18 protein-coding genes and 1 pseudogene are annotated in these 23,866 nt (G+C 30.0%); 5 read left to right on the top strand and 14 right to left on the bottom strand.

Annotated features, from left to right (window positions below; genetic code table 11):
* Positions 1-301 precede the first annotated feature (301 nt).
* The 9 genes and pseudogenes from AXY43_RS20245 to AXY43_RS20205 all read right to left on the bottom strand — a co-directional run bounded on the left by AXY43_RS20245 (position 302) and on the right by AXY43_RS20205 (position 10,937).
* Positions 302-4,044: pseudogene (locus AXY43_RS20245) on the bottom strand (phosphoribosylformylglycinamidine synthase).
* Between the two features lie 510 nt (positions 4,045-4,554).
* The gene (locus AXY43_RS20240; protein ID WP_023973460.1) at positions 4,555-4,722 is read right to left on the bottom strand and encodes a zinc-ribbon domain-containing protein; all 168 of its coding nucleotides are present in this window, start codon (positions 4,720-4,722) and stop codon (positions 4,555-4,557) included.
* Between the two features lie 266 nt (positions 4,723-4,988).
* Positions 4,989-5,675 carry an amino acid ABC transporter ATP-binding protein gene (locus AXY43_RS20235; RefSeq protein ID WP_023973461.1) on the bottom strand — a complete coding sequence of 229 codons (687 nt, stop codon included), beginning with the start codon at positions 5,673-5,675 and terminating at the stop codon, positions 4,989-4,991.
* Between the two features lie 15 nt (positions 5,676-5,690).
* Positions 5,691-6,332 carry an amino acid ABC transporter permease gene (locus AXY43_RS20230; RefSeq protein ID WP_023973462.1) on the bottom strand — a complete coding sequence of 214 codons (642 nt, stop codon included), beginning with the start codon at positions 6,330-6,332 and terminating at the stop codon, positions 5,691-5,693.
* 348 nt (positions 6,333-6,680) lie between these two features.
* Positions 6,681-7,514: an amino acid ABC transporter substrate-binding protein gene (locus tag AXY43_RS20225; protein ID WP_023973463.1), complete on the bottom strand. Its 834-nt coding sequence runs from the start codon at positions 7,512-7,514 to the stop codon at positions 6,681-6,683.
* A gap of 149 nt (positions 7,515-7,663) precedes the next feature.
* Positions 7,664-8,179 carry a hypothetical protein gene (locus AXY43_RS20220; RefSeq protein WP_017210874.1) on the bottom strand — a complete coding sequence of 172 codons (516 nt, stop codon included), beginning with the start codon at positions 8,177-8,179 and terminating at the stop codon, positions 7,664-7,666.
* Positions 8,180-8,371: 192 nt separating this feature from the next.
* Positions 8,372-9,190: an EcsC family protein gene (locus AXY43_RS20215; protein WP_087702167.1), complete on the bottom strand. Its 819-nt coding sequence runs from the start codon at positions 9,188-9,190 to the stop codon at positions 8,372-8,374.
* 364 nt (positions 9,191-9,554) lie between these two features.
* Positions 9,555-10,502, bottom strand: a complete 948-nt coding sequence (locus AXY43_RS20210) for an SPFH domain-containing protein (protein WP_023973465.1) — start codon at positions 10,500-10,502, stop codon at positions 9,555-9,557.
* A 3-nt stretch (positions 10,503-10,505) separates the two neighbouring features.
* On the bottom strand, positions 10,506-10,937 hold the full coding sequence (locus AXY43_RS20205; protein WP_087702168.1) for an NfeD family protein: 432 nt from the start codon (positions 10,935-10,937) through the stop codon (positions 10,506-10,508).
* Between the two features lie 317 nt (positions 10,938-11,254).
* On the opposite strand from AXY43_RS20205, the gene AXY43_RS20200 reads away from it, so the two are divergent.
* From AXY43_RS20200 to AXY43_RS20190, 3 genes are all read left to right on the top strand, one after another.
* On the top strand, positions 11,255-13,153 hold the full coding sequence (locus AXY43_RS20200; protein WP_023973466.1) for an NAD(+) synthase: 1,899 nt from the start codon (positions 11,255-11,257) through the stop codon (positions 13,151-13,153).
* A gap of 114 nt (positions 13,154-13,267) precedes the next feature.
* The gene (locus AXY43_RS20195) at positions 13,268-14,296 is read left to right on the top strand and encodes a branched-chain amino acid aminotransferase (RefSeq protein WP_011968386.1); all 1,029 of its coding nucleotides are present in this window, start codon (positions 13,268-13,270) and stop codon (positions 14,294-14,296) included.
* A 212-nt stretch (positions 14,297-14,508) separates the two neighbouring features.
* Entirely contained in the window at positions 14,509-14,940 is a 432-nt protein-coding gene (locus tag AXY43_RS20190) for a hypothetical protein (RefSeq protein ID WP_077868061.1), read from the top strand.
* A gap of 51 nt (positions 14,941-14,991) precedes the next feature.
* Here AXY43_RS20190 and AXY43_RS20185 read toward each other — a convergent pair whose 3' ends face one another.
* Positions 14,992-16,698: an ABC transporter ATP-binding protein gene (locus tag AXY43_RS20185; RefSeq protein WP_087702171.1), complete on the bottom strand. Its 1,707-nt coding sequence runs from the start codon at positions 16,696-16,698 to the stop codon at positions 14,992-14,994.
* Positions 16,699-16,795: 97 nt separating this feature from the next.
* Between AXY43_RS20185 and AXY43_RS20180 the strand changes: the two genes are divergently transcribed.
* Complete coding sequence (locus AXY43_RS20180) at positions 16,796-17,047, top strand: hypothetical protein (RefSeq protein ID WP_017212760.1); 252 nt, start codon at positions 16,796-16,798, stop codon at positions 17,045-17,047.
* A 37-nt stretch (positions 17,048-17,084) separates the two neighbouring features.
* Here the strand turns inward: AXY43_RS20180 and AXY43_RS20175 are convergent, their stop codons facing one another.
* The 4 genes from AXY43_RS20175 to AXY43_RS20160 form a co-directional block, all read right to left on the bottom strand.
* Entirely contained in the window at positions 17,085-17,753 is a 669-nt protein-coding gene (locus AXY43_RS20175; protein ID WP_087702172.1) for an ATP-binding cassette domain-containing protein, read from the bottom strand.
* Positions 17,750-18,505 carry an ABC transporter permease gene (locus tag AXY43_RS20170; protein ID WP_087702173.1) on the bottom strand — a complete coding sequence of 252 codons (756 nt, stop codon included), beginning with the start codon at positions 18,503-18,505 and terminating at the stop codon, positions 17,750-17,752. The genes AXY43_RS20175 and AXY43_RS20170 overlap by 4 nt, the downstream gene beginning before the upstream one ends.
* Positions 18,480-19,478 carry an ABC transporter substrate-binding protein gene (locus AXY43_RS20165; RefSeq protein ID WP_087702174.1) on the bottom strand — a complete coding sequence of 333 codons (999 nt, stop codon included), beginning with the start codon at positions 19,476-19,478 and terminating at the stop codon, positions 18,480-18,482. The genes AXY43_RS20170 and AXY43_RS20165 overlap by 26 nt, the downstream gene beginning before the upstream one ends.
* A gap of 921 nt (positions 19,479-20,399) precedes the next feature.
* Entirely contained in the window at positions 20,400-20,819 is a 420-nt protein-coding gene (locus AXY43_RS20160) for a YaaR family protein (protein WP_011968380.1), read from the bottom strand.
* 316 nt (positions 20,820-21,135) lie between these two features.
* Here AXY43_RS20160 and AXY43_RS20155 point away from each other — a divergent pair, with 316 nt between their 5' ends.
* Positions 21,136-23,748: a calcium-translocating P-type ATPase, PMCA-type gene (locus tag AXY43_RS20155; RefSeq protein WP_105412044.1), complete on the top strand. Its 2,613-nt coding sequence runs from the start codon at positions 21,136-21,138 to the stop codon at positions 23,746-23,748.
* Positions 23,749-23,866 lie beyond the last annotated feature (118 nt).

Genomic DNA, 23,866 nt, shown 5'->3' with positions numbered 1-23,866 from the left:
TTTCTCCTTGGAGCTTTTACATTTGGTTTCTCGAACTTACTCAGCGAACGTATGTGAGTCGAGTTTCCTTATAAATGTCTGTAACCCGCATTATCACTATAAATATTTACATATTTATCTATTTACATATCTTCATATTTATCTTTTTAAATATTTATATACTTAACTTTGTACATATTTAAAAATTTAACTTCTTACATATATACCTATTTAAATTTTTAAATATATAACTATTTTTATATTCTGCATCTTTCATCTAATTGAGAGTTAGCAATCAGCAAGCAATGCTAACTTTCAACTTTTATTTAAAATATTCTACTCCTGCTTTGAAGATCTTTTGATCAAAGTCTCCTGGGATGTTTCTATATAAATCTGTTCCTATTCTTTCACTATGTGCCATCTTACCTAAGACTCTTCCATCTGGACTTGTTATACCTTCTATTCCGTACATTGATCCATTTGGATTGAATGGCATATTTAATGATACATTTCCATCAAAATCAACATATTGAGTTGCCACTTGACCATTAGCAATTAATTCTTTAATTAAGCTTTCTGGTGCAACAAATCTTCCTTCCCCATGCGAGATTGCAACTGAATGTATATCTCCTACATTAACTTCACTGAACCAAGGTGATTTATTTGAAACAACCTTTGTACTTATAATTGAAGACATATGTCTGTTTATATTGTTGTAAGTCAATGTTGCCATATCTTCTTTAATATCAACTATTTCGCCATATGGTACTAATCCTAATTTAATTAACGCTTGGAAGCCGTTACAAATACCAAGTGCTAACCCGTCTCTATTTTTAAGTAATTCCATCACGCTATTGCTTATCTTTTCATTTCTAAGAGCATTGGCAATGAATTTACCTGAACCATCTGGTTCATCCCCTGCTGAGAAGCCTCCTGGAATCATAAGAATTTGAGCAGTACTTATTTCTTTTGCAAGTCTTTCAATAGATTCATTAAGTGCTTCTTTAGTAATATTTCTAAATACTACTTGAGTAACTTCTGCTCCTTCTTTTTCAAATGCTCTTGCACAGTCATATTCACAGTTGTTTCCTGGAAATACTGGAATTACAACCTTTGGCTTAGCTACTTTAATTGCTGGAGAAAGTGTTGATTTCTTATCATATAAAACTGTTTCTACTTTTCCTTCTACATCTTCAGTTTTAATTTTAAATACTGAGCTTAATTTTTCTTCGTATGTTTTTTCTAAAGCTTCTATATCTAAATTCAAATCATATTCCTTAGAAATTATAACTGCTGAACTTATTGTCTTACCAACTTCTTTATATAAACACTCTTTGAATTCTTCTACATTAACACCATTCTTAACTTCTAGTACTATAGTTCCATAGTTAAATCCAAATAACTCATCCTTTGTTAAGTTATCAATTTCTGCACCAATTCTATTTCCAAGTGTCATTTTAGTAACAGTTTCTGAAACTCCACCATACTTAACAGCAGATGCTGAAATTACTTTTCCGCTTTGAATTAAGTTATATAGTACGTCTAAGTTCTTCTTAAGCTTATCTAAATTTATAGTTCCATCTTCTAGTTTTTCAGTTTGAAGTAAAACTAAACTTGATCCTGCTTCTTTAAATTCTGGTGATATTATATTTCTAGCTTTTTCTACTCCTACAGCAAATGATACTAATGTTGGAGGTACATCTAAATCACCAAAACTTCCTGACATTGAGTCCTTACCACCGATTGCTGCTGTTTCAAATGCCATTTGAGCTTCATATGCACCAAGCAATGCTGCAAATGGTTTACCCCATCTAGAGCTTTCTGATCCTAATCTTTCAAAATACTCTTGGAATGTAAGCCTAGCTTTTCTGTAATCTCCACCCATAGCTACAAGTTTTGATATACTTTCAATTACTGCATAGTATGCCATGTGATATGGACTCCAAGTACCTAATTCTGGATTAAATCCAAATGTCATTAATGTAGCATCTGCACTTTCTCCATCTAGAACTGGGATTTTAGCTGCCATTCCTTCTGCTGGAGTCTTTGCATACTTACCACCAAATGGCATAAGTACTGTTCCATGTCCTATTGTTGCATCAAATCTTTCTGATAATCCTTGCTGAGATGATACATTTAATTTTCTTAAATTATTTATCCATTCTTCTTTAACATCAATATCTGCTACTACATATGGATAATCAACTGGAGCTTTAACTGTAACATTTGTCTTTTGAGTTGCACCATTTGTATCTAAGAATGTTCTCTTTAAATCAACTATGTTTTTACCTCTCCAGAATAATCTAAGTCTATCTGTATCAGTAACATGTGCAACTAAATTGGCTTCCAAGTTTTCATCGTTTGAAAGTCTTATAAATTCATCTGCATCTTCTTTCTTAACAACTACTGCCATTCTTTCTTGTGATTCTGAAACCGCAAGTTCTGTTCCATCTAGACCTTCATATTTCTTTGGAACTTTATCTAAATCTATATCTAATCCTCTGCAAAGTTCTCCAATTGCAACTGAAACTCCACCTGCACCAAAGTCATTACATCTCTTAATCATCTTTGCTACTTTAGAATTTCTAAATAATCTTTGAAGCTTTCTTTCAGTAGGTGCATTTCCTTTTTGAACTTCTGCTCCACATTCATTAAGTGAATCTACTGTATGTTCCTTAGATGAACCTGTAGCTCCTCCAACACCGTCTCTTCCAGTTCTACCACCAAGTAAGATAATAACATCTCCTAAAGCTGGTTCTTCTCTTACCACATTTTCCTTAGGTGCTGCTGCAATAACTGCTCCAACTTCCATTCTCTTTGCTGCATAGTTTGGATGATATACTTCTTCAACTTGACCTGTTGCAAGACCAATTTGATTTCCATATGAACTATATCCATGAGCTGCTCCAAGTGTTATCTTTCTTTGAGGAAGTTTCCCTTCTAATGTATCTTCAACTGGAACTGTTGGATCTGCTGCTCCTGTAACTCTCATTGCTTGATATACGTAAGTTCTTCCTGATAGTGGATCTCTTATAGCTCCACCAAGACATGTTGCTGCTCCACCAAAAGGTTCAATTTCTGTTGGATGGTTATGTGTTTCATTCTTGAACATTACTAAGTAATCTTCCATGCCTTTATCAGTTTCAATTTTCACGTTAATTGAACAAGCATTTATTTCTTCGGAAATATCTAGATCTTCAAGTTTTCCTCTTTTTCTAAGTTCTTTCATAGCAATTACTGCCATATCCATAAGAGTTTTATTCTTTTCTTTCTCGCCATAAACATATGATCTAGATTTTATATAACCTTCATAACTTGCTTTTATTGGAGCTGTATATTTATTATCTTCAATTTGGATATCTTCTAATATAGTTGAGAATGTTGTATGTCTACAGTGATCTGACCAGTATGTATCTATAACTTTAATTTCAGTTATACTTGGATCTCTTTTCTCTCCTTTGAAATAATCTTGAATCATAAGAAGATCATCAATACTCATAGCCAAACCTTGTCCACTATGAAATTCTTTTAATTGATCCAATGTCTTGCTGGTAAATCCATCTAAGATTTGTACATCTTTAGGTATGTTTGAAAGTGATGATAAATCTTTGCTATTTATATCTACTTCCCTTGAATCGACTGGGTTTATATAATATTTCTTAATTTTTTCAATATCATCTTTTGAAAGGTTTCCTTTTAATAATACTACTTTAGCTGATTTTATTTCAACCTTGTCTTCTGCTGTTAATAGAGCTAGACATTCTGAAGCTGAATCTGCTCTTTGATCGTATTGACCTGGCAAATATTCTACACCAAAAGCTACTTCTCCTTCATCATTGGTAATTCTGATTCGTAAACTACATCTACTGTTGCTTCAGAAAAAATTGTATGTAAAGCCTTATTATAATATTCTTCAGGTATATCTGATATTATATATTTATTAACAAGTCTTACGTCTTCTAATCCAGTTACTCCTAAGTTATCTCTAAAATCATTTAATAAACTTTGAGCTTCTACATTAAATCCTTTTTTCTTTTCAACGAATACGCTTCTAATATTTAACATTTTAATTCCTCCAAAAAATATTATGAGATTTAGCCTAGGTGCATTCAAAAAATACCGCGTCAATATACTTGTATATTATACTTGTTATTTTTTTCATTTACCTACTCACTACACCTTCGTAATGGCGAATGTTTTCCGATAACACTCTACTAACTTTCGTATCGATACCATAAGATTATCATTCAACACGTATGTTGTCAACCTATTTTATGTTAATTTTTCATTTAATTTATGTTTTTACGAACTATATATTTATATTATTTTTATATAGTTCGTATTTTGTTTGTTTAATATATATTTTTATGTATTATAAAGCATTTTTTCTTTTTTCTTAGAATAGTGCACATTTTTATAGTATAAAGAATCAATTTCAACATAATCTATGTTGAAAAAAAGACGCAGATAATTATAGTGTTTTCTATCAATACTATAATTCCCTACGTCTAAAAATTTATTTTTCTATATAAAAAATAAAGAGCCATAAGATTTCTCTTATGGCTCAACAACTTACTATCTGTCGAAGTTTCTGTTGTTTCTTTGTTGCTTTCTAGCTCTTCTACAATCAGGACATCTAACTGGATCGTTGTCAAATCCTTTTTCTTTGTAGAATTCTTGTTCTCCAACTGTGAAAACAAATTCCTTTCCACAATCTTTACATACTAAAGTTCTATCTTCCATTATAAAAATCCTCCCTTTTTCCAAAGATTATAACCTGATACCTAGACCCAATCTCTGAAACAGAGGCGAATGTACAGTATTGATTAAATCTTGAATTATCTTACATTCTTATAATACCACACTTTGCCACATATTTCAACACTAATTCTTACAATTAAATTGTTAAATTTAAACCTTCTCAATTTATAATATATCAAAACTTTTATTAACTTATATATAATTTGTTAAAAAAATTGAGGTTTAATTCAACCTCAATCCTAATATAGCTACTCTTCTTCGAACATTAGACCCTCTTGCAATTTTCCAGCATCCATTGATACTATTCTATCTGACACTTTTTTAGCAAAGTCCATATCATGAGTTATAATCATCATACTCATGCCTTTTTCACTTAAACGCTTTATTAAATTTGCAACTTCTCCAGTTAGTCCTGGATCTAGTGCAGAAGTTGGCTCATCAAAGCACATTATTTTAGGTTCAAGCACTAATGCTCTTCCAATAGCAACTCTCTGTTTTTGACCACCAGATAATTCAAATGGATAGTTATTTTTCTTTCCTAACAAGTCTAAGAAACCTAAAGTTTCTTCTGCTTTCTTTATTGCTTCTTCTTTTGACCATCCTAACACCTTTTGTGGTGCTTCAATAAGATTTTCTAAAACACTCATATGCGGAAATAAGTTAAAATTTTGAAATACTAATCCTATATCTTTTCTTATCTCTTTTAACGCATTTTTATCTACATACTTACCATTTTTACATAAAACTTTTCCGTTAACTTCTATATCGCCTTCATCACAATGTTCCAATTCATTTACACATCTAAGTAAAGTTGTCTTTCCGCCACCTGAATTTCCAACGACAACTAATATTTCACCTTTTTTTATATGAAGATTAACACCTTTTAAAACTTCTGTATTTCCGAATCTCTTTTTCAAATTACTTACTTTAAGCATATAATCTCCTCCACACTATTTATAATAGTCATACTTATCTTCAATTTTCTTTAATACTTGACTGAAAATTGCTATTACTACTAAGTAAACAGCACCAACTATTAAAAGAGGTAATAACGAAACATCTCTATTAGCAGCAGTTTTACCTATCTTTAGTAACTCATCCATACCCACTACATAAACTAGTGAAGTATCCTTCACTAAAGTTGTTATTTCATTTGCAACTGGTGGTATTACTGTTTTAAATGCTTGAGGAAGTATTATTCTAAAAAACGTTTGTCTCGAACTTAACCCTAAAACTTTAGCCCCTTCAACTTGTCCATTATCTATAGATTCTATACCTGCTCTAAATATTTCTCCAAAATAAGCTCCATAATTTAAAGTAAATGCTAAAATTGCTGCTGGAAATCTATCAAAGCTGACCCCTACTAGAGGAAGTCCAAAGAAAATCACAATAATTTGTAATAACAGAGGAGTACCTCTCATTATAAGAATATATATTCCACTTATTTGCTTAAGTATTAGAGATTTAGATGTCCTCATTACAGCTACTATTACTCCTAATGGAATAGATAATACTAATGTAAGTACAAAAATTTCTAATGTGACTTTTAATCCCTCTAATACTTGAGGCATTATCTCTAAAATATAACTCAAAGTTATTTCCTCCTCTTTATTTTCAAATTATTTATGCGTAAAATAATCTGCTTCGCAGACTGTGTGTTTTTAATACTTCTAAAAGTTATCTATAGATTGTCCAATAATATAATCTCCTAAAGAATAAAAAGTGGCCAGGCCACATTCCAATCAAATGTTAATAAAGAACAATTAAGAGTGATGGATGAAATCACTTTTAAATTTCCAAAAAGAAATTCTTTTATAATTTCATCACTTATTATTCACCATCAGTATTTATATTTCTAACTAGTTAATTTAGTAAATTTTATTTATAATATTAACTTCATAAAATTCTAATAAATTAAGTTTATAATTATCTAATTAACACTATTTAAGGATTATATCTTGTTCGAACCATTTCTTTGATATGTCTGCTGCAGTTCCATCAGAAATAACTTCATCTAAAGCTTTGTTAAAAGCTTCTACAAATTTAGTATCACCTTTTTTAATTCCAACACCGTACTCTTCACTTCCAAAATTCTCAGTTAAGATTTTATATTTCTCTTCTCCTCTTGCTTTCATATAATATCTTGCTAAAATCTCGTCTACAACAATTGCATCTAATCTCTTTGCTTCTAAGTCCATTAATGCTGCATTATTATCTTCAAATGTAACAAGCTTTCCGCCATCAAAAGATTTTTCAATATCACCAGCTGCTTCAACTGCATCTACTGCTGTAGATCCATTTTGAGCACCAACTTTTTTACCTGCTAAATCATTTTTAGATTTAATAGTAGAATCTGCTAATGTTACTATAACTTGTGTATTACTTAAATATGGTTTTGAAAATTCAACTTTTTCCTTTCTTTCATCAGTAATTGAATATCCATTCCATATTAAATCTATATTACCGTTGTTAAGTTCAGTTTCTTTCATACTCCAATCAATTGATTGAAATTTCACCTTCTTATTAAGTTTTTTACCTACTGCATTTGCTAAATCAACGTCAAATCCAACTATTTCCCCGTTCTCATTCTTAAATCCCATTGGAACAAAAGTATCATCTAAACCTATTACTAATTCATCTTTATCTAATGCACTTTTTGCTGCCTTTGATTCTGATGACTTATTAGCATTTCCACCGCATGCAACCAAGCTTACTCCTAATGTAGCTATGATGGCAGCTACTGTTAATTTTTTTATTAAACTATTTATTTTCATATGTACTAACCCCCTACATCACTTTCTATTTATCACTTTATCATACTAAAGCAAAAGAATCAAGTATTTTTTATATTCTAAATTATAACAGGCATAACAGATGCTGTATTACGCCTATCATACCTGTAAAAAACTTAGAATTATAAATTTTATCTCGTGGTTGCTATTCTATCTATCGCTCTTTCAAGGTTATTCATATGTGATGTAAATTCATCTACTGTATCTGTTACTTGCTTTTTATCAATTGGATCCTTAAATGTATCTGCTCTATCTTTTGCATCATCAACATTATCTTTAATTTCATCTAATTTATTAGATATATCATCAAATTTATTTTTAATATCTTCACTTTTTCCTTCAAAATCAGCATTATTGAGCTCGTCCGTTAATTCATCTGCTTTATCATTTAATTCTTTCATTACACGTGTAGTATCACTATCTACTTCATTAACTTTATCAGAAATTTCCTTAGGGTTAGACTTTAATTTATCCATTAATTCCTTCATCTTATCTGATTCAAAAACTTCATTAACCTTATCTGCAGATGGCTTTTCATCTGTATCTTCTTTTGTTTGAAGTATATAATCATCTTTAAGATTACAACCAATTAAAGAAAAAGAAAGTATTAATAAAAGTATAAAGCTCATTATATTTTTCTTTTTCATTTCTTCACCTCAATTTGTTTTATAATATATATTACACAAATAATCCTTCATCATAATTCTAAAAATGTTACAAGAATTTTAGCCGTAATTGTGAATTGTGCATTGCAACATATATAGTCTATATTAATATTTTTTTGCTAATCTTTCAATAATGAAATTGAGGCACACTTAAACGCAACAAGTTCATCTAAGCTAAAGAGTATTTTTCAATTTAGATAATAATCTTTTTTTATATTTTATACTTGCCACTTCGCTTATATCAGCTAATAATCTATAATTTGATATTCCACCATATACTCCAACTATCGGTATTCCTTGGATAACTTTTGCCACAACTATATTTTCAGATAAACATTTTGAAGCTGACTCAATTAATTCATTTATATCAACCTTAAGATCATGATTATTTTCAATACTATAAGCAATTCTATCCACTTCATTTGAGTATAGAATTTTTTCATCTGTTTTTATAGAACTTGCACAAATTATATTTAATATAAATGCCTTTTCACTTTTAGACTTATAATCAAATCCATAATTCACACAAATCTCATACACAGTTTTTAATATTACTCCAATAAACACGGGTATATCCGGTATTCCAATTCCTAATATACCAAGTAATGTCCCTTCGGCTGCTGTGATCCCTTTATTTATAAGCACACCTTTTTTCACTCTTTTATCTATTCTGCTTAAATTTTTGTTATTCATCTGCTTAGATAAAATATATTCATCTATATCTGCTTCATTTTTAATTTTCTCTGAGTTGTAACTTTTCTCTATTACTGTAGTACCTTTTTCAAAAACATAATAAAATCCCTTTTCAAATGCTTTCTCAAAAGTTTCTATCATATTTTTCGGAATTTTTTCTTCTAATTGCTCTTTTACAGGTAATATCTTATTTTTTATATATTCATTTTCTTTTTTATAAAAGAACTTGTCTTCTCTTTTTATTAACTTTTTCATTTGACTATTTAATATTCTTTCTTTTCTTTTATCCCTATAATCCATGCGCAGCTATACCGAATCCATTCTATAAATAATAAATTACTGTACTTAATTAACCTACTTATATAATATAATAATTGCACCAAAAACGGTATTTCAAACATAATTAATTGATTTACCTAAAATAATATATATTAAATATGTAAAAGTTCAAGCAAATAAATTAAAATTTGCACGCTCTACATTGTTTCTCTACTTAGATGAAACTTGACTCACTTTCGTTCACTGAGTACTCACAGAGTAAGCGACCATCATCAAATCATAGATTCGAGATGTCTGCTTAACTGATTCACACAAAATCATAGATTTTGGTTCACTACTTAAAAGAGAGCAATTATCTTGCTCTCTTTTAGGTGTATTTAATTTATTATTTCTTTCCTGATCCTTTTAGCATTTCTCCAATTGCAGCTATACTTCCAAGAGATGATAAGGTCTCATTTGGTAATATAAGCTTGTTTGCTGGACTGTTAGCCATTTCTTTAAGTGCTTCAACTTGCTTTAATGCTATAACAGTTTCATTTGTTCCAGACTCAATAATAGCTTGATTTACTTTTCTTATAGCTTGAGATTCTGCAATCGCTATTTGTTCTATAGCCTTTGCTTTACCTTCTGCTTCTAGTAGCTGAGATTCTTTTAAACCTTCTGCTCTTCTTATATTTGCTTGCTTTTCTGCTTCTGCTGATAAGATCTTAGCTTGTTTTTCTCCTTCTGCTTTTTCTATTTGAGATTGTCTCAAACCTTCTGCTTGAAGAATCATAGCTCTCTTATCTCTTTCAGCTTTCATTTGCTTTTCCATTGCTTGTTGGATTTCAGCTGGTGGAACTATATTTTTAATTTCAACTGAAAGTATCTTTATTCCATAAGCATCAGTAACTTCATCAATAATGCTTAAAAGATCTTGATTTATACTATCTCTTCCTGATAAAATTTCATCTAATGACATATTACCTAAGATATTTCTCATATTAGTTGTAGCTGAGTATACAATACCTGATTGAAAACTTTCAATATTATAAACTGCATCTCTTGCATTCAATACCTTATAAAATATAACATTGTCTACTAATATTTTAACATTATCTTTAGTTATAACCGATTGTGGCTCCACATCTAAAATTTGTTGTTTTGTAGAAACCTTTCTTCTAACAAAATCTACAAATGGCACAATAAAATGTAATCCTGGTTCCAATACTCTATGGAATTGTCCAAATCTTTCTACAACATATAAATGCCCTGTATTTACAACCTTAATTGATGAGATAACTACTATTAATATTAATAGTAAAATAACCCCTAAAATTATAATAACACTCATAATCTAGTCCTCCTGAACCTTTTCAATTTTTAATTTTATACCTTCTATTCCTTTGATAGTAAACTTGTCCCCTTTGTGAATAATATCGCCTTCATTTATTACAGTCCAATATTCTCCACCAACTTTAACTTGGGCTTTATCTATAATCTCTTTTTCGCTTATCATAATTTTTCCTACATATGTTTCTTCCATTAGTGGTATTCTTTCGTTTGCTGCTTTAAATTTTTTCTTGAGTAACGGGTATCCAACTGCAAATGATATTATATTTAGTACAGAAAATACTATTATTTGAATTATAAATGGCACTTCCATTACTCCACACACTGCAGCTACGACAGCACCTACTGTGAATAGTGTAAAGCAAAAATTACTAGTTAAAATATCTATTGCAAATACGCATATAGCTATAACTAACCAAAAAACTGCCGCCCCCATACAACTTCCCTCCTTAAAAACATTATAATATTAGTTCTAAGATTTACTGTCCAATTTTTACATACATACTTGAATTTGTAATCTTATTTTATATTATACAGTACATTTATGAATATTTCAAGATATTTATTAACTCAAAAAGAGTTATTTTATACCTTTTATCTTTTTTTGATTTCACAAACATGTTAGTATATAATTATTAGGATATGTTTATGTTTACTAAGCAAAATATACTTAAAACGTATTTAATTATATTAGAACTATATCTTATAAACCAATAAAAAAACTTAAACTTTATAATTGCAAGGAGTGATTAAATGGATTTTATAAAAGTCGCAGCTGCTTGCCCTAAAACTAGAGTTGCAGATGTTGATTATAATGTTAAAAATATTTTACAGTGCATAAATGATGCAGTAAAAAATGAAAGTAAATTCATAGTTTTCCCAGAACTTTGCTTAACAGCTTATACTTGCGGAGATTTATTTTTGCAAGAATACTTATTAAACAAAGCTTTAGATGGAATTTTTGAAATATTAGATTCTACTAAAGGCGATGATATTTTAATTGCTGTAGGTGCACCACTTATCTGTGGAAGTACTTTATACAATTGTGCTTTTCTATTATTTAAAGGAAGTGTTTTAGGAATAGTTCCCAAATCATATCTTCCAAATTACAGTGAATTCTATGAAAAAAGATGGTTCACTGAAGGTCTTTCAGTTGAGGATGAAAGAGTAGATTTACCATTCCAAAAAGATGTTCCTTTTGGAGTGAACTTAATTTTTTCATCAAGTATCGCAAACTTTGGAGTTGAAATCTGTGAAGACTTATGGGTAACAATTCCACCAAGCTCTTACCTTTCTCTTATGGGCGCTCATATAATAGGAAACCTTTCTGCATCAAATGAGCTTGTTAGCAAAATGGATTATAGAAAAAGCCTAATATCAAATCAAAGCGCTAGATCAATTTGCAGCTATATATATTCTTCTGCTGGTGTTCATGAATCTACTACAGATGTATTATTTAGTGGGCATTTATTAATAAGTGAAAATGGTTCATTATTAAAAGAAAATGACAGATTTCAAAGAGAAAATGAAGTAATATATTCTATAGTTGATGTATTCAAATTAAAGTCTGAAAGAATGAAAAACTTGAGCTTTAGAGATTCATCTAAATTTATCAATAAGAATCCTAACATGATTAAATTTGAATTTAGTGATGCTTCAATAAGCACATTTGATAGATTTGTGGATAAACATCCATTTGTGCCTTCTTACGAAAAAGAAAGAGAAGTTCGCTGCAAAGAAATATTTAATATTCAAGCTGCTGGCTTAGCAAAGAGATTAGAGCATACAGGATCAAAAAAAGCTATAGTTGGAATTTCAGGGGGATTGGATTCTACATTAGCCTTACTTGTAATAGTAAAGACTTTTGAATTGCTTGGTATTGACAAAAAGAATATAGTAACCATTACTATGCCCGGTTTCGGTACTACTGATAGGACTTACAATAATGCTATTAATTTATGTAAGGAATTAGGTACAGACCTTAGAGAAATAAATATAGTTAAAGCATCTCTTCAACATTTTGAAGATATTGGTCATGATAAAGATATTCATGATGTAACTTACGAAAATGTTCAGGCAAGAGAAAGAACCCAAATTTTAATGGATATTGCTAATAAAGAAAGAGGACTCTTAATAGGTACTGGTGATTTATCAGAGCTTGCTCTTGGCTGGTGTACATATAACGGAGATCATATGTCAATGTATTCCGTAAATCCATCTATTCCAAAAACTCTTGTAAGATATTTAGTTCAATATGTAGCTCAACATGAATCTACTGAAGTTGTACGCGATATTCTTATGGATATACTAGATACACCTGTAAGCCCTGAATTATTACCTAAGGATGCTAACGGTGAAATCGCTCAAAAAACGGAAGATATTGTAGGTCCTTATGAGCTTCATGATTTCTTCTTATATCACTTTATTAAACATGGCTCAACTAAAGAGAGAATATTCTTTTTAGCTAGGGCTGCCTTTAAAGATGATTACTCTGATGAGGAAATACAAAAATGGCTTGATAAATTTATTTTTAGATTCTTTACTCAACAATTTAAAAGAAGTGCTCTTCCTGATGGACCTAAAGTCGGAAGTATTTCTTTAAGTCCTAGAGGTGACTGGCGTATGCCATCAGATGCTAAGCCTTGGGAATAGTGCAACTTTTTTCAAATGTGTGGAAATTTTTTTTAAGTAGTGCTAAAATAGATGTTATTAAATAACAATAATAAACAATGGCAATAAGCCTTATAGATTTGGAGGAATATAAAAATGGGGAAAAAAGCTGATATAGACTGGGGTAAATTAGGATTTGATTACATAAAAACAGATCTTCGTTATATTTCAGTTTGGAAAGATGGAAAATGGGATGAAGGAAAACTTGTTGAAGACAATATGCTTAGTATAAGTGAAGCTTCTACGGTTATTCACTATGGCCAAAGTTGTTTTGAAGGGCTTAAGGCATATACAACAAAAGAAGGTAAAATTCAATTATTTAGACCTGACTTAAATGCAGATCGTATGAATGAAAGCTGTGACAAACTTCTTATGCCACATATTCCAAAAGAAAAATTTATCGATGCAGTTAAACAAGTTGTAAAGGCAAATGAAAAATATGTACCACCTTATGGAAGTGGTGCAACTCTATATATTAGACCATATTTAATGGGAGTTGGTAACAACATTGGTGTTAAACCTGCTCCAGAATATATCTTCGGTGTATTTTGTATACCAGTAGGACCTTATTTTAAAGATGGTGTATCTCCTTGCAATTATATAGTTTTAGATGACTTTGATAGAGCTGCTCCTCATGGTACTGGCGGAAATAAAGTTGGTGGTAACTATGCTGCTTCATTACAAGCTCATGCTGAAGCTGTAAAAAAAGGATTTGCTGATTGTATTTACCTAGATCCAGCTACTCATACAAAGATAGAAGAAATAGGTGCTGCAAACTTCTTTGGAATAACTAAAAATGATGAATTCGTTACTCCTAAATCACCATCTATTTTGCCAAGTATAACAAAGAGATCTCTTCTTTACATTGCTGAACATTATTTAAAGATGCCTGTTTATGAAAGAGAAGTATTTATTGATGAAATAGATCAATTTAAAGAGGCCGGTGCTTGCGGTACTGCTGCAGTAATAACTCCTATTGGTGGAATTCAACATAACGATAAATTACATGTATTCTTTAGCGAAACTGAAGTTGGTCCTATAACTCAAAAATTATATGACTTACTTTTAGGAATTCAACTTGGTGATGTTGAAGCTCCAGAAGGCTGGATATACGAAGTAGAATAATATTTATAAAATGAATTTAAAAATAGTATGAACTTAGCAAAAAATAAGTTCATACTATTTTTTTATACTCTTATGTATATATATTAATCAAATAAATATACATTATATTATAGAATATTTAGTAAACTTTTCTAGTAGATATACGAATATATAAGTAATATATTGATACTAATATTGAAGCTGAATTTATAATTTTAGGGAGGGGATATTATATGAGTGATAACAGAATAATTTCTAGAAGTGAATATATTGTGGCTAGTGTATCTGGTGCTGCTATAGATAATAAAATAATAAAGAGACCTTATATTAACCCTCGAAATCCTTCCAATAAAAAACAAAATAATGCTAAATCTTTTGACAATACTTTGCATTCATCAGCTTCACAATCATCATCAAATGACAATTCAACGACTTTTTCAAATGAATTGGAAAATATGGCAAGATTAAAAAGTGAAGAAAACTCCAGATTAGTTCAGGCAAAGTTCAACAATAAAATAAAAGATTCTGAGACTTCTGAGAAGAATGCTACTCAAACTGAATTGCATAACAAACTTGCTCAAGCTATGGATGTTGATGTGGATGTATCTACTCTATATAAAAAAGTACAATTACTAAATTCATTAAAAAATGAATCTAATAACTAATAAGAGGTTGCCAAAACATATGGTTTTTGGCAACCTTCTTTTATCTAAAGTTTACACTGCTGCTAGTCTATGTAAATTACTGTACTCTCCTTGTTTCTCCATTAATTCTTCATGAGTTCCTGCTTCTATTATACCTGTTTTTCCAAGTACAATAATTTCATCTGCATTCTTAATGGTAGACAATCTATGTGCAACTACTATGGTTGTCCTTCCAGCGCATAACTTTTCTAAAGATTCTTGAATTATGCGTTCTGTTGCATTATCTAGTGCCGATGTTGCTTCATCCAAAATTAATATTGGAGGATTCTTAAGAAAAACTCTTGCAATGGAAATACGCTGCTTTTGCCCACCAGATAATTTAACACCTCTTTCACCAATGTAAGTATCATACCCTTCTGGTAATGTATTTATAAATTCATGAATATTAGCCATCTTAGCGGCTCTTAGTAATTCTTCTTCAGTTGCATCTGTCTTTCCAAACAGTATATTATCTCTTATAGTTCCTGTAAATAAGAAAACTTCTTGCTGAACTATTCCAATATTTTCTCTAAGAGAATCTAATTTAACATCATAAATGCTCTTATTATCTATTAAAATATCTCCACTATCCACTTCATAAAATCTTGGGATAAGATTACAAAATGTTGTTTTACCTCCACCAGAAGCTCCTACTAATGCCAACATCTTTCCTTTATTTATTTTGATAGAAATATTTTTTAAAACTTCTTTGCCTTCATAACTAAAATTAACATCTTTAAATTCTATTTCCCCTTGAACATTTTCAAGTTCAGTCGCATTTGCTTTATCTTTTTCTTTATCTTGACTCATTATTTCTATATATCTTTGGAAACCAGTAATTCCATTTTGAAATTGCTCCATAAAATCAATAAGTTTCTTTATTGGGGTCATAAAGATTTTTATAAACAGCATATATGCCATAAAATCTCCAATGTTTATAAGTCCAATAAGTGTAAATATTCCTCCTCCTATTAAACCTACATAACTTAGCACGTCCATTCCAAATCCTGCACCAGAAGAATATTCTGCCATTACTTTGTATGCTCTTTCTCTGGCATTGATGAATCTTTTATTTCCTTTTTCAAATTTTTCTTCTTCAGCTTCATGACTTACAAATGCTTTTGATATTTTTATTCCTGAAATACTATTTTCAAGATTTGCATTGACTGCTCCTGTTTCTACTTTAGTTTCAAGAAAAGCTTTATTCATCTTCTTTCGCTCATACAAAGTAAACCATACTATAAATGGTATGAATGCAAATATTAAAACTGTAAGAGGTATATTGATTGTACACAATATTATAAATGAACCTATAAGCATAACTATTGATATAAATAAATCTTCTGGCCCATGATGAGCAAGCTCTGAAATATCCATTAAGTCATTAATAATTCTAGACATTATATCTCCTGTTTTATTATTATCAAAAAAGCTATTAGGTAATTTTTGAAGGTGCTTAAATATATGTCTTCTCATATCCCCCTGCATTCTAACGCCTACAACATGTCCCCAATACTGCATGAAGTATCCACATGCAGCCTTGATTCCAAAAATTATAAGTAATGCTATGGCAAATACAATAATTGTCCTTAAATCTTTATTAGGAATTGATTCATTTACTAGATCCCTTGTCATAACTGGATATACTAAATCGCATAAAGATGCGATAAGTGCTACTATTAAATCTAAAATAAATAGTAGTTTATATGGTTTATAAAATGAAATAAATTTTTTTATCATTTAAAATCTCCTTCCTCTAATGAATAAAATTCATATGGCTTGTATATACTTTAATATAATACATAATTTCCCAATTGTAAGGTGGTGAATAACTTTTATGAAAAAGCTATTTTATTTTGTAAGCTTCTGCTTAGCAATTCTATTGCCTTTATTTTCACTAAATATCATAGCAAGTAAATCTGATCCAGATTATTTTTTCCCATTAATCTTTATTTGCTTAGGCCTTTGTGATACATTGCTTGGCATTAATTTATTAAATGCAAATAAAAAATTTTTGGGTATTTCCAGTTTTGTAATAGCAAGTTTCTTATTCGTTTTAGTTGGAAGCAAAATTTGTATATATAATTAGAAATGTGTACTAGTAGTGCATTCCTACTATATAACTTTTATATTATATTTAAAATTTCTTCCTTACATTTATCTAAATTCTCAATGAATGTTCCTGCTATTTTAACTGGTCTATTGTTAAATACTATTATATTCCCTCGGAAATATATAGCTTCATCTAGATCATGAGTAACCAATATAACCATTCTTTTTTCTTTGTCTAATAAATTTTTAAATTCATCAATTATGGCATATTTCAACTTATAATCTAAAGATTTAAAAGGCTCATCCATTAAAATGACCTTTGATGGCTTTCCAAATGCTCTTGCTATATTAACTCTTTGTCTCATTCCTCCGCTAAGTGCATTTGGATATTTGTTTTTTGTATCGTAAATTCCAACTAAATTTAACACTTCATCAATTCTATTCTCTAAATCAGGATCCTTGAAATATTTTTCTAATGCAATTTCCAAGTTTTCTTTAACAGTAAGCCACTCAATTAACCTATCTTCTTGAAATATATAGCTTATATCACTTAATGAAACGCCACTTATATCTCCACTTTGAACATCTATTAGACCTGCTATAATGTCTAATAGAGTACTCTTTCCACACCCAGATTTTCCTATTATACAATTTATCTTATCGTCGTAAAAATCTATGTTGAAATTCTCAAAAATTTTCTCAGTTCCATATGACTTATTTAGATTTTTAATACTTATATTCATTTGGACCACCTATATGTTCTTTTCCTTAACAACTTATTTAAAAACTCTAAAACTAGAGATACAATGACAATAATTACAATCCATGCAAAAATCCCTGGAGTATTAAAATTAACTTTTTCTACCTGTATCTGTGATCCTATCCCAAACTTTGGCTGCCCGTATACTTCTCCTGCAATTACAACTTTAAAAGTCAATGAAAATGTCGATACAAAGATGCTCATAAAATAAAATTTCATAGTTGGAATATAGATCTTTTTGACCTTGTTTTTTAGGCTCACTTCATATATCTTCGTCATATCGATTATTTTTTTATCTATTTGCAAAAGGTTATTTCGTATACCTTCATAAAGGATTGGAAAAATGATAGCAAATCCTGCAACAAATGGTGTACTATCCTTATCAAACCACACCAATGAAAGAACTACTAACACCATAGTTGGAATTGTCTTGCTAAATGAATTTACAGGCTCCATTAAATACTTGAAAAAGGGATACACTGTTGCGAGCACCCCTAAAATCATTGAAAAAATCAAAGCTAATACATAACTAGTCGTAGTCCTGTAAAAACTGCTAAAAATTATCTTTAACGAATTTTTATCACTAAAAATATTCTTAATAGCTTCTAATACTTGTTCTAATCTTGGAATATATATGTCATTATTTATTATTACTGCAATTAGCTGCCATATCCCTATGAAAAATATACATGATAGTAAAGTATATAATCTACTTTTCCATGAATATTTCATCATTTGGTATACTTCCTCCTATTGTTTTTGGATCAAATTCATTTAATTTTTTAAAATAAGTTTCATATTCTTTATAAGAATCCTTGATGTCTACATATTTTATATTGGATCTATCAATAGCTTTCACTACTATTGGCTTCTTTGCGGAAACTCCTATTTCTTCACAGTAATCTCCAGCAGTTTCTTTATTATTATATATCCACTCTTCCGCATCTTTAACTTGTTTTAAAAGTTCTGAAACAAATTTTTTATCATTTTCTAACAATTCCTTCTTAACTATGATTGTTGATTGAGGATATCCATATTGGGAGTCGTTTAATTTTTTCCATTCTTCATTTAAATTTAGCATTACATTAAACTTATCATTTTTACTCTGAACAGTTGATAAAGCTGGTTCTGGAATTACTGCATATTGTGATTTTCCAGATAAAATTATTGGTGCAAGTTCATTTACTGTATTTACATAACTAAAGTTAATTTCTTTATCTACATCAATACCTTTTTCTTTAAGTATTGTTCTTGCAATTATATCGGGAGTTAATCCCTTCCCAATATTGTAAACTTCTTTTCCTTTTAAATCTTCAACGCTTTGATTTTGATTAGTTGTACCTATATAAAACGATCCAAATCCAACTGTTCCTGCTATTTTATATTCCTTATTCTTATTAAACACAGTTGCCGCTACATTTGAAGGTACAATTGCAATATCTGGCTCACTCTTCATGACGCTTGTAACTAAGCTGTCAGAGTTTTGCTCTATGGTATAATTAACATCATATCCAGATTTAATTTCCGGTTTTTCTTTTATAAGTTTAGCTACTGCTATAGCTGTTAACCCATCTGGTGTTACAAAGCTAATATCTTTTGTTGATTTCTTATTATCTTCAGATTTGCTTTGATTTGAGCTACTGCCACAACCTGCAAATGTAAGAACGCACAATATCATAATCAAAAATGATGATACCTTTTTTTTCATTCTAATTCCCCCTAAAAAATATTAATATCTAAATTAAGAATTAAATCAAAATACTTAATAGTAATATTAATTAATTGATATTCACTATTAATTATAATAACATATTAAAATTGAAATACCAAATCTGTATGGATATCCAACTTTAAAACTATATTTATGTGGTAACTTACCGAAATCATAAATATTTTGTTCCGAAAAGCTGTGAAAATATAACTGAAGGTTCTAAGCCGCAGATTTCACCACTTTAGCATGCTCCCACTTTCAGTGTGACAAGCTAAAGTGGAACAATCTACAACTAAGAATCTTAGCAGCTCATTTTCAAATGTTTTCTCCACAAATATATTTATGATTTCTGGTGAATATATGAACTTAAAGTTCTAGCAACCTTGTAAATATGTTCATCTAATAACTCCAATTTTTGATTGGGTATCTATATAGATGCCCCGATTATAAGTTAGATTAATACTATGAAATATATCTCAACTAAAAATAAGAATTATGCTTTTGTGAAATGTTTCATTAGGAATTTGATGGTTTTGATTCTTAGATTAAAAGTTGTTCCAAGTATGCTAGTTCAAAGCTCGCCTTTGAGGCTAGCATCTTGGGTGCAACTTGTGATCTTAGAATCATCCATCATAATTCCCTTAGAAACTGGAACAATAGCATAATCCTTATTTCGGCGAGACATATGCATAAGTTCAGGTCTTAATTAGGGTATCCATATATAATTTCAATAAAGATTAAAAACGACAAAAGAACATGTAGAATAATTATTAAACATGTTCTAATATATTTCTATTTATAAAAAATATACATTTATATACTTACTGAAATTAGATTTCCACATTCCCATCTTGATTGAACGATTAACTTAATAGCCTTGTAAATGTGAATATGTTATTGCAACACGTATATCATTTATTATCTATATATATCAACAATCATCCCTTGAATTTCATCAATTGTTGACGCTATATTTATATTATCTTTTTCATCAGAAAGGAGTGCTTTTGTTAATTCTTCAAGTTTTCCATCAACAGTATCAACCGTTACGAAATACTGAGTCTGCCAAAAGCTAATATCTTTTTTAGTCTCATACATGAACTTTAGTATTGATTCTAAATATTCTTTTATCATCTTTTTATACATAACTACATCAACATAAGTCTTAGTAGTTACGAGTCTGTTACCCCTTTTTTTTATGTCATCTATCATTTTTTTGAGTTGTTCTTCTGATTTTTTATGTCTTTCCTGACTAAAACTTTGGGAAAAATCTTTTTTTTCAGAAATAATTTTTCTCTCAGAAGTTACAGTCCCTCTTCGCACTCTACCAATCTCCATGTATATTCAATCCTTTCCTAACTCAAAAATAAAGTTTATCTAAAAGTTTAAAACTCTAAAAATAGCTAATTACGCTCTATTGTATATATGTTGCAATTCACAATTACAGCTAAAATTCTTGCAATATCTTTAAAATTATGATGAAGAATTATTTTTGCAATATATATATTTAATTAATTATATCAAAATCCAGTTATTTTCTCTACTTAATATTTGATTTTGATATGTATATTTCATTTTTTCCCATGTATATAAATTCATTAAACCTCTAATATATATATGTATATACTAAATTATGAATGGAGTGATGTTATCCATGTGGTTTGATGCACCTTCACAAGAAGTTCTGCAAAAATTAAATGTTAATCCTGATGTTGGGCTTTCCGAATCAGAGGCAAAAGAGCGCCTTGAAAAATATGGAGAAAACAAATTAGCTTCTCAAAGTAAAAAGAGCCTTTGGCAGCTATTCTTATCTCAAATAAACGATGTTATGATTTATATACTTTTAGTTGCAGCAATTATTTCTGCATTTATGCACGAATATAGTGACACAATCGTGATACTGCTTGTAATTTTAATAAATGCCCTAATAGGGGTATTTCAAGAATCTAAGGCTGAAAAATCTCTCGAAGCATTAAAAAAATTATCTACCCCAAAAGCCATAGTTAAGCGAGATGGTATTATAAAAGAAATACCTTCTGAAGAAGTTGTTGTGGGTGACATTATTGTACTAGATGCAGGAAGATATCTCCCTGCTGATTTACGATTAATTGAAAGTGCTAATTTGAAAATAGATGAATCAGCATTTACTGGTGAATCTGTCCCTGCTGAGAAAGATAGTAATATCACACTTACAAACAACAATATTCCCATAGGTGACATGATAAACATGGCTTTTATGTCCACTCTAGTGACTTACGGCCGCGGAACTGGTGTTGTTGTAAATACTGGAATGAATACACAAATAGGAAAAATAGCTGATATGCTAAATAAAGAGGAAGATAATACGACTCCATTGCAGCGAAGACTTGCATCTCTTGGAAAAACTTTAGGCTTTGGAGCTGTAGGTATTTGTATATTGATCTTTGTCATATCAATGTTTCAAGGACGAGATTGGTTCGAAATGCTTTTAACAGCTATAAGCTTAGCTGTTGCTGCAATTCCTGAGGGCCTTCCAGCAATTGTTGCGATAGTACTAGCAATGGGTGTACAGCGAATGATAAAGCAAAATTCTATAGTGAAAAAACTTCCAGCCGTTGAAACTTTAGGATCTGTTAATATAATATGTTCTGATAAAACTGGAACCTTAACTTTAAATGTAATGACAATAAAAAAATGCTGCATAAATAATAAACTTGTATCTATTGATAATTGCGATCTAGGTGATAATGATACAAAATTGTTGTTTGAAGGAATGATTTTATGCAATGATGCTACTTCAAAAGATGGTAGTAAAACAGGAGATCCTACTGAAATTGCTTTACTTGATGCTGGAATCAAGTATGACTTATATAAAGAAGATTTAAGCGCAAATCACTCAAGGGTTGATGAAATTCCTTTTGACTCAGATAGAAAGCTAATGACTACTGTAAATAAATACGATTCACATTTTAAAGTTTTCACCAAAGGAGCTATTGATAATTTACTTAAACTTTCAAATAAAATCTTATTAGATGGAGAAATAATTGATTTCACACAAGAAAAAAAGGATGAAATCCTAAAAATATCTAATCTAATGTCTGACGAAGCCTTAAGAGTCCTCGGTTTAAGCTATAAAGACATAAAGGATGAAAGCGTCAACATAGATTCTCTCGAAAAAGATTTAACTTTCGTAGGATTAATGGGAATGATAGATCCTCCTAGAGAGGAAGTTAAGCCATCAATTGCTTTATGTAAGCAAGCTGGAATAACTCCTATCATGATAACTGGAGATCATAAAAATACTGCTTTTGCAATTGCTAGTGAACTTGGAATTGCAAATAGTATAAATGAATGCATGACTGGCGCTGAAATTGATAGCTATAGCGATGAAGAATTTAATAAAATAGTTAACAATTATAAGGTATTTGCTAGAGTTTCTCCAGAAAATAAAGTTAAGATTGTAAAAGCATTTAAATTCCATGGGAATATTGTATCTATGACTGGTGATGGCGTTAACGACGCTCCATCTTTAAAGGCTGCTGATATAGGTGTTGCTATGGGTATTACAGGGACTGACGTTGCTAAAGGTGCTGCTGATATGATTTTAACTGACGACAACTTTACCACAATAGTCAAAGCTGTAGAGGAAGGAAGAAATATTTATGCAAATATAAGAAAAGCTATAATATTCTTATTGTCCTGTAACTTGGGCGAAATAGTTTCTTTGTTTGTAGCTATTCTATTAAATTTTGATCCACCATTATTACCAATTCATATTTTATGGGTGAATTTAATAACAGACAGTTTTCCTGCTCTTTCTCTTGGTATAGATCCAAAGGATCCAAGCGTAATGGAGCATCCACCTAGAAATCCAAAAGAATCACTTTTTGCAGAACACATGGGGTTATTTCTGGCTTTAAATGGTGTACTAATTGGTGGTGTAACATTAGCTGCTTTTCTTCTTGGTGAAAGATTGTATATGAGCTCCCTAGTTCATGCTCAAACTTTAGCTTTTGTAGTTTTAAGTTTTTCCCAATTATTTTTTTCACTCTCTATGCGAAGCAGAGAAAAATCTCTTTTAAAGGTTGGACTCTTCACAAACAAATATTTATTGCTATCAATTCTACTTGGTATGTGTATTCAATTTTTAATAATTATAATTCCATTCTTCGCTGATGTATTTAATGTATTTATTTTAAGTGCCAGAGATTGGCTTCTAGTAATATGTATTTCTTTAATCCCATTCTTGCTTAATGAAATATTTAAGTTAATTAAATATCATAGATAAGCATAAGGTAATTAAAATATTACATTTATTACAATATTTTAATGATCAATTTTTATGAATATTGACAAACTTTTTTTATCTTTTTAATTATAGTTGAAACAAGATAATATCTATAGTA

This window comes from Clostridium sp. MF28 (assembly GCF_002969175.1).
GTDB classification, from domain to species: domain Bacteria; phylum Bacillota; class Clostridia; order Clostridiales; family Clostridiaceae; genus Clostridium; species Clostridium beijerinckii.
Note: the sequence above shows the minus strand (reverse complement) of the source record. Positions and strands in the feature narration are given on the sequence as shown.

Excerpts from the sequence above, each read along its gene's own strand:
- AXY43_RS20240 (WP_023973460.1), bottom strand. The coding sequence starts at position 4,722 with ATGGAAGATAGAACTTTAGTATGTAAAGATTGTGGAAAGGAATTTGTT.
- AXY43_RS20235 (WP_023973461.1), bottom strand. The coding sequence starts at position 5,675 with ATGCTTAAAGTAAGTAATTTGAAAAAGAGATTCGGAAATACAGAAGTT.
- AXY43_RS20225 (WP_023973463.1), bottom strand. The coding sequence starts at position 7,514 with ATGAAAATAAATAGTTTAATAAAAAAATTAACAGTAGCTGCCATCATA.
- AXY43_RS20220 (WP_017210874.1), bottom strand. The coding sequence starts at position 8,179 with ATGAAAAAGAAAAATATAATGAGCTTTATACTTTTATTAATACTTTCT.
- AXY43_RS20215 (WP_087702167.1), bottom strand. The coding sequence starts at position 9,190 with ATGGATTATAGGGATAAAAGAAAAGAAAGAATATTAAATAGTCAAATG.
- AXY43_RS20210 (WP_023973465.1), bottom strand. The coding sequence starts at position 10,502 with ATGAGTGTTATTATAATTTTAGGGGTTATTTTACTATTAATATTAATA.
- AXY43_RS20205 (WP_087702168.1), bottom strand. The coding sequence starts at position 10,937 with ATGGGGGCGGCAGTTTTTTGGTTAGTTATAGCTATATGCGTATTTGCA.
- AXY43_RS20200 (WP_023973466.1), top strand. The coding sequence starts at position 11,255 with ATGGATTTTATAAAAGTCGCAGCTGCTTGCCCTAAAACTAGAGTTGCA.
- AXY43_RS20195 (WP_011968386.1), top strand. The coding sequence starts at position 13,268 with ATGGGGAAAAAAGCTGATATAGACTGGGGTAAATTAGGATTTGATTAC.
- AXY43_RS20190 (WP_077868061.1), top strand. The coding sequence starts at position 14,509 with ATGAGTGATAACAGAATAATTTCTAGAAGTGAATATATTGTGGCTAGT.
- AXY43_RS20185 (WP_087702171.1), bottom strand. The coding sequence starts at position 16,698 with ATGATAAAAAAATTTATTTCATTTTATAAACCATATAAACTACTATTT.
- AXY43_RS20180 (WP_017212760.1), top strand. The coding sequence starts at position 16,796 with ATGAAAAAGCTATTTTATTTTGTAAGCTTCTGCTTAGCAATTCTATTG.
- AXY43_RS20175 (WP_087702172.1), bottom strand. The coding sequence starts at position 17,753 with ATGAATATAAGTATTAAAAATCTAAATAAGTCATATGGAACTGAGAAA.
- AXY43_RS20170 (WP_087702173.1), bottom strand. The coding sequence starts at position 18,505 with ATGATGAAATATTCATGGAAAAGTAGATTATATACTTTACTATCATGT.
- AXY43_RS20165 (WP_087702174.1), bottom strand. The coding sequence starts at position 19,478 with ATGAAAAAAAAGGTATCATCATTTTTGATTATGATATTGTGCGTTCTT.
- AXY43_RS20160 (WP_011968380.1), bottom strand. The coding sequence starts at position 20,819 with ATGGAGATTGGTAGAGTGCGAAGAGGGACTGTAACTTCTGAGAGAAAA.
- AXY43_RS20155 (WP_105412044.1), top strand. The coding sequence starts at position 21,136 with ATGTGGTTTGATGCACCTTCACAAGAAGTTCTGCAAAAATTAAATGTT.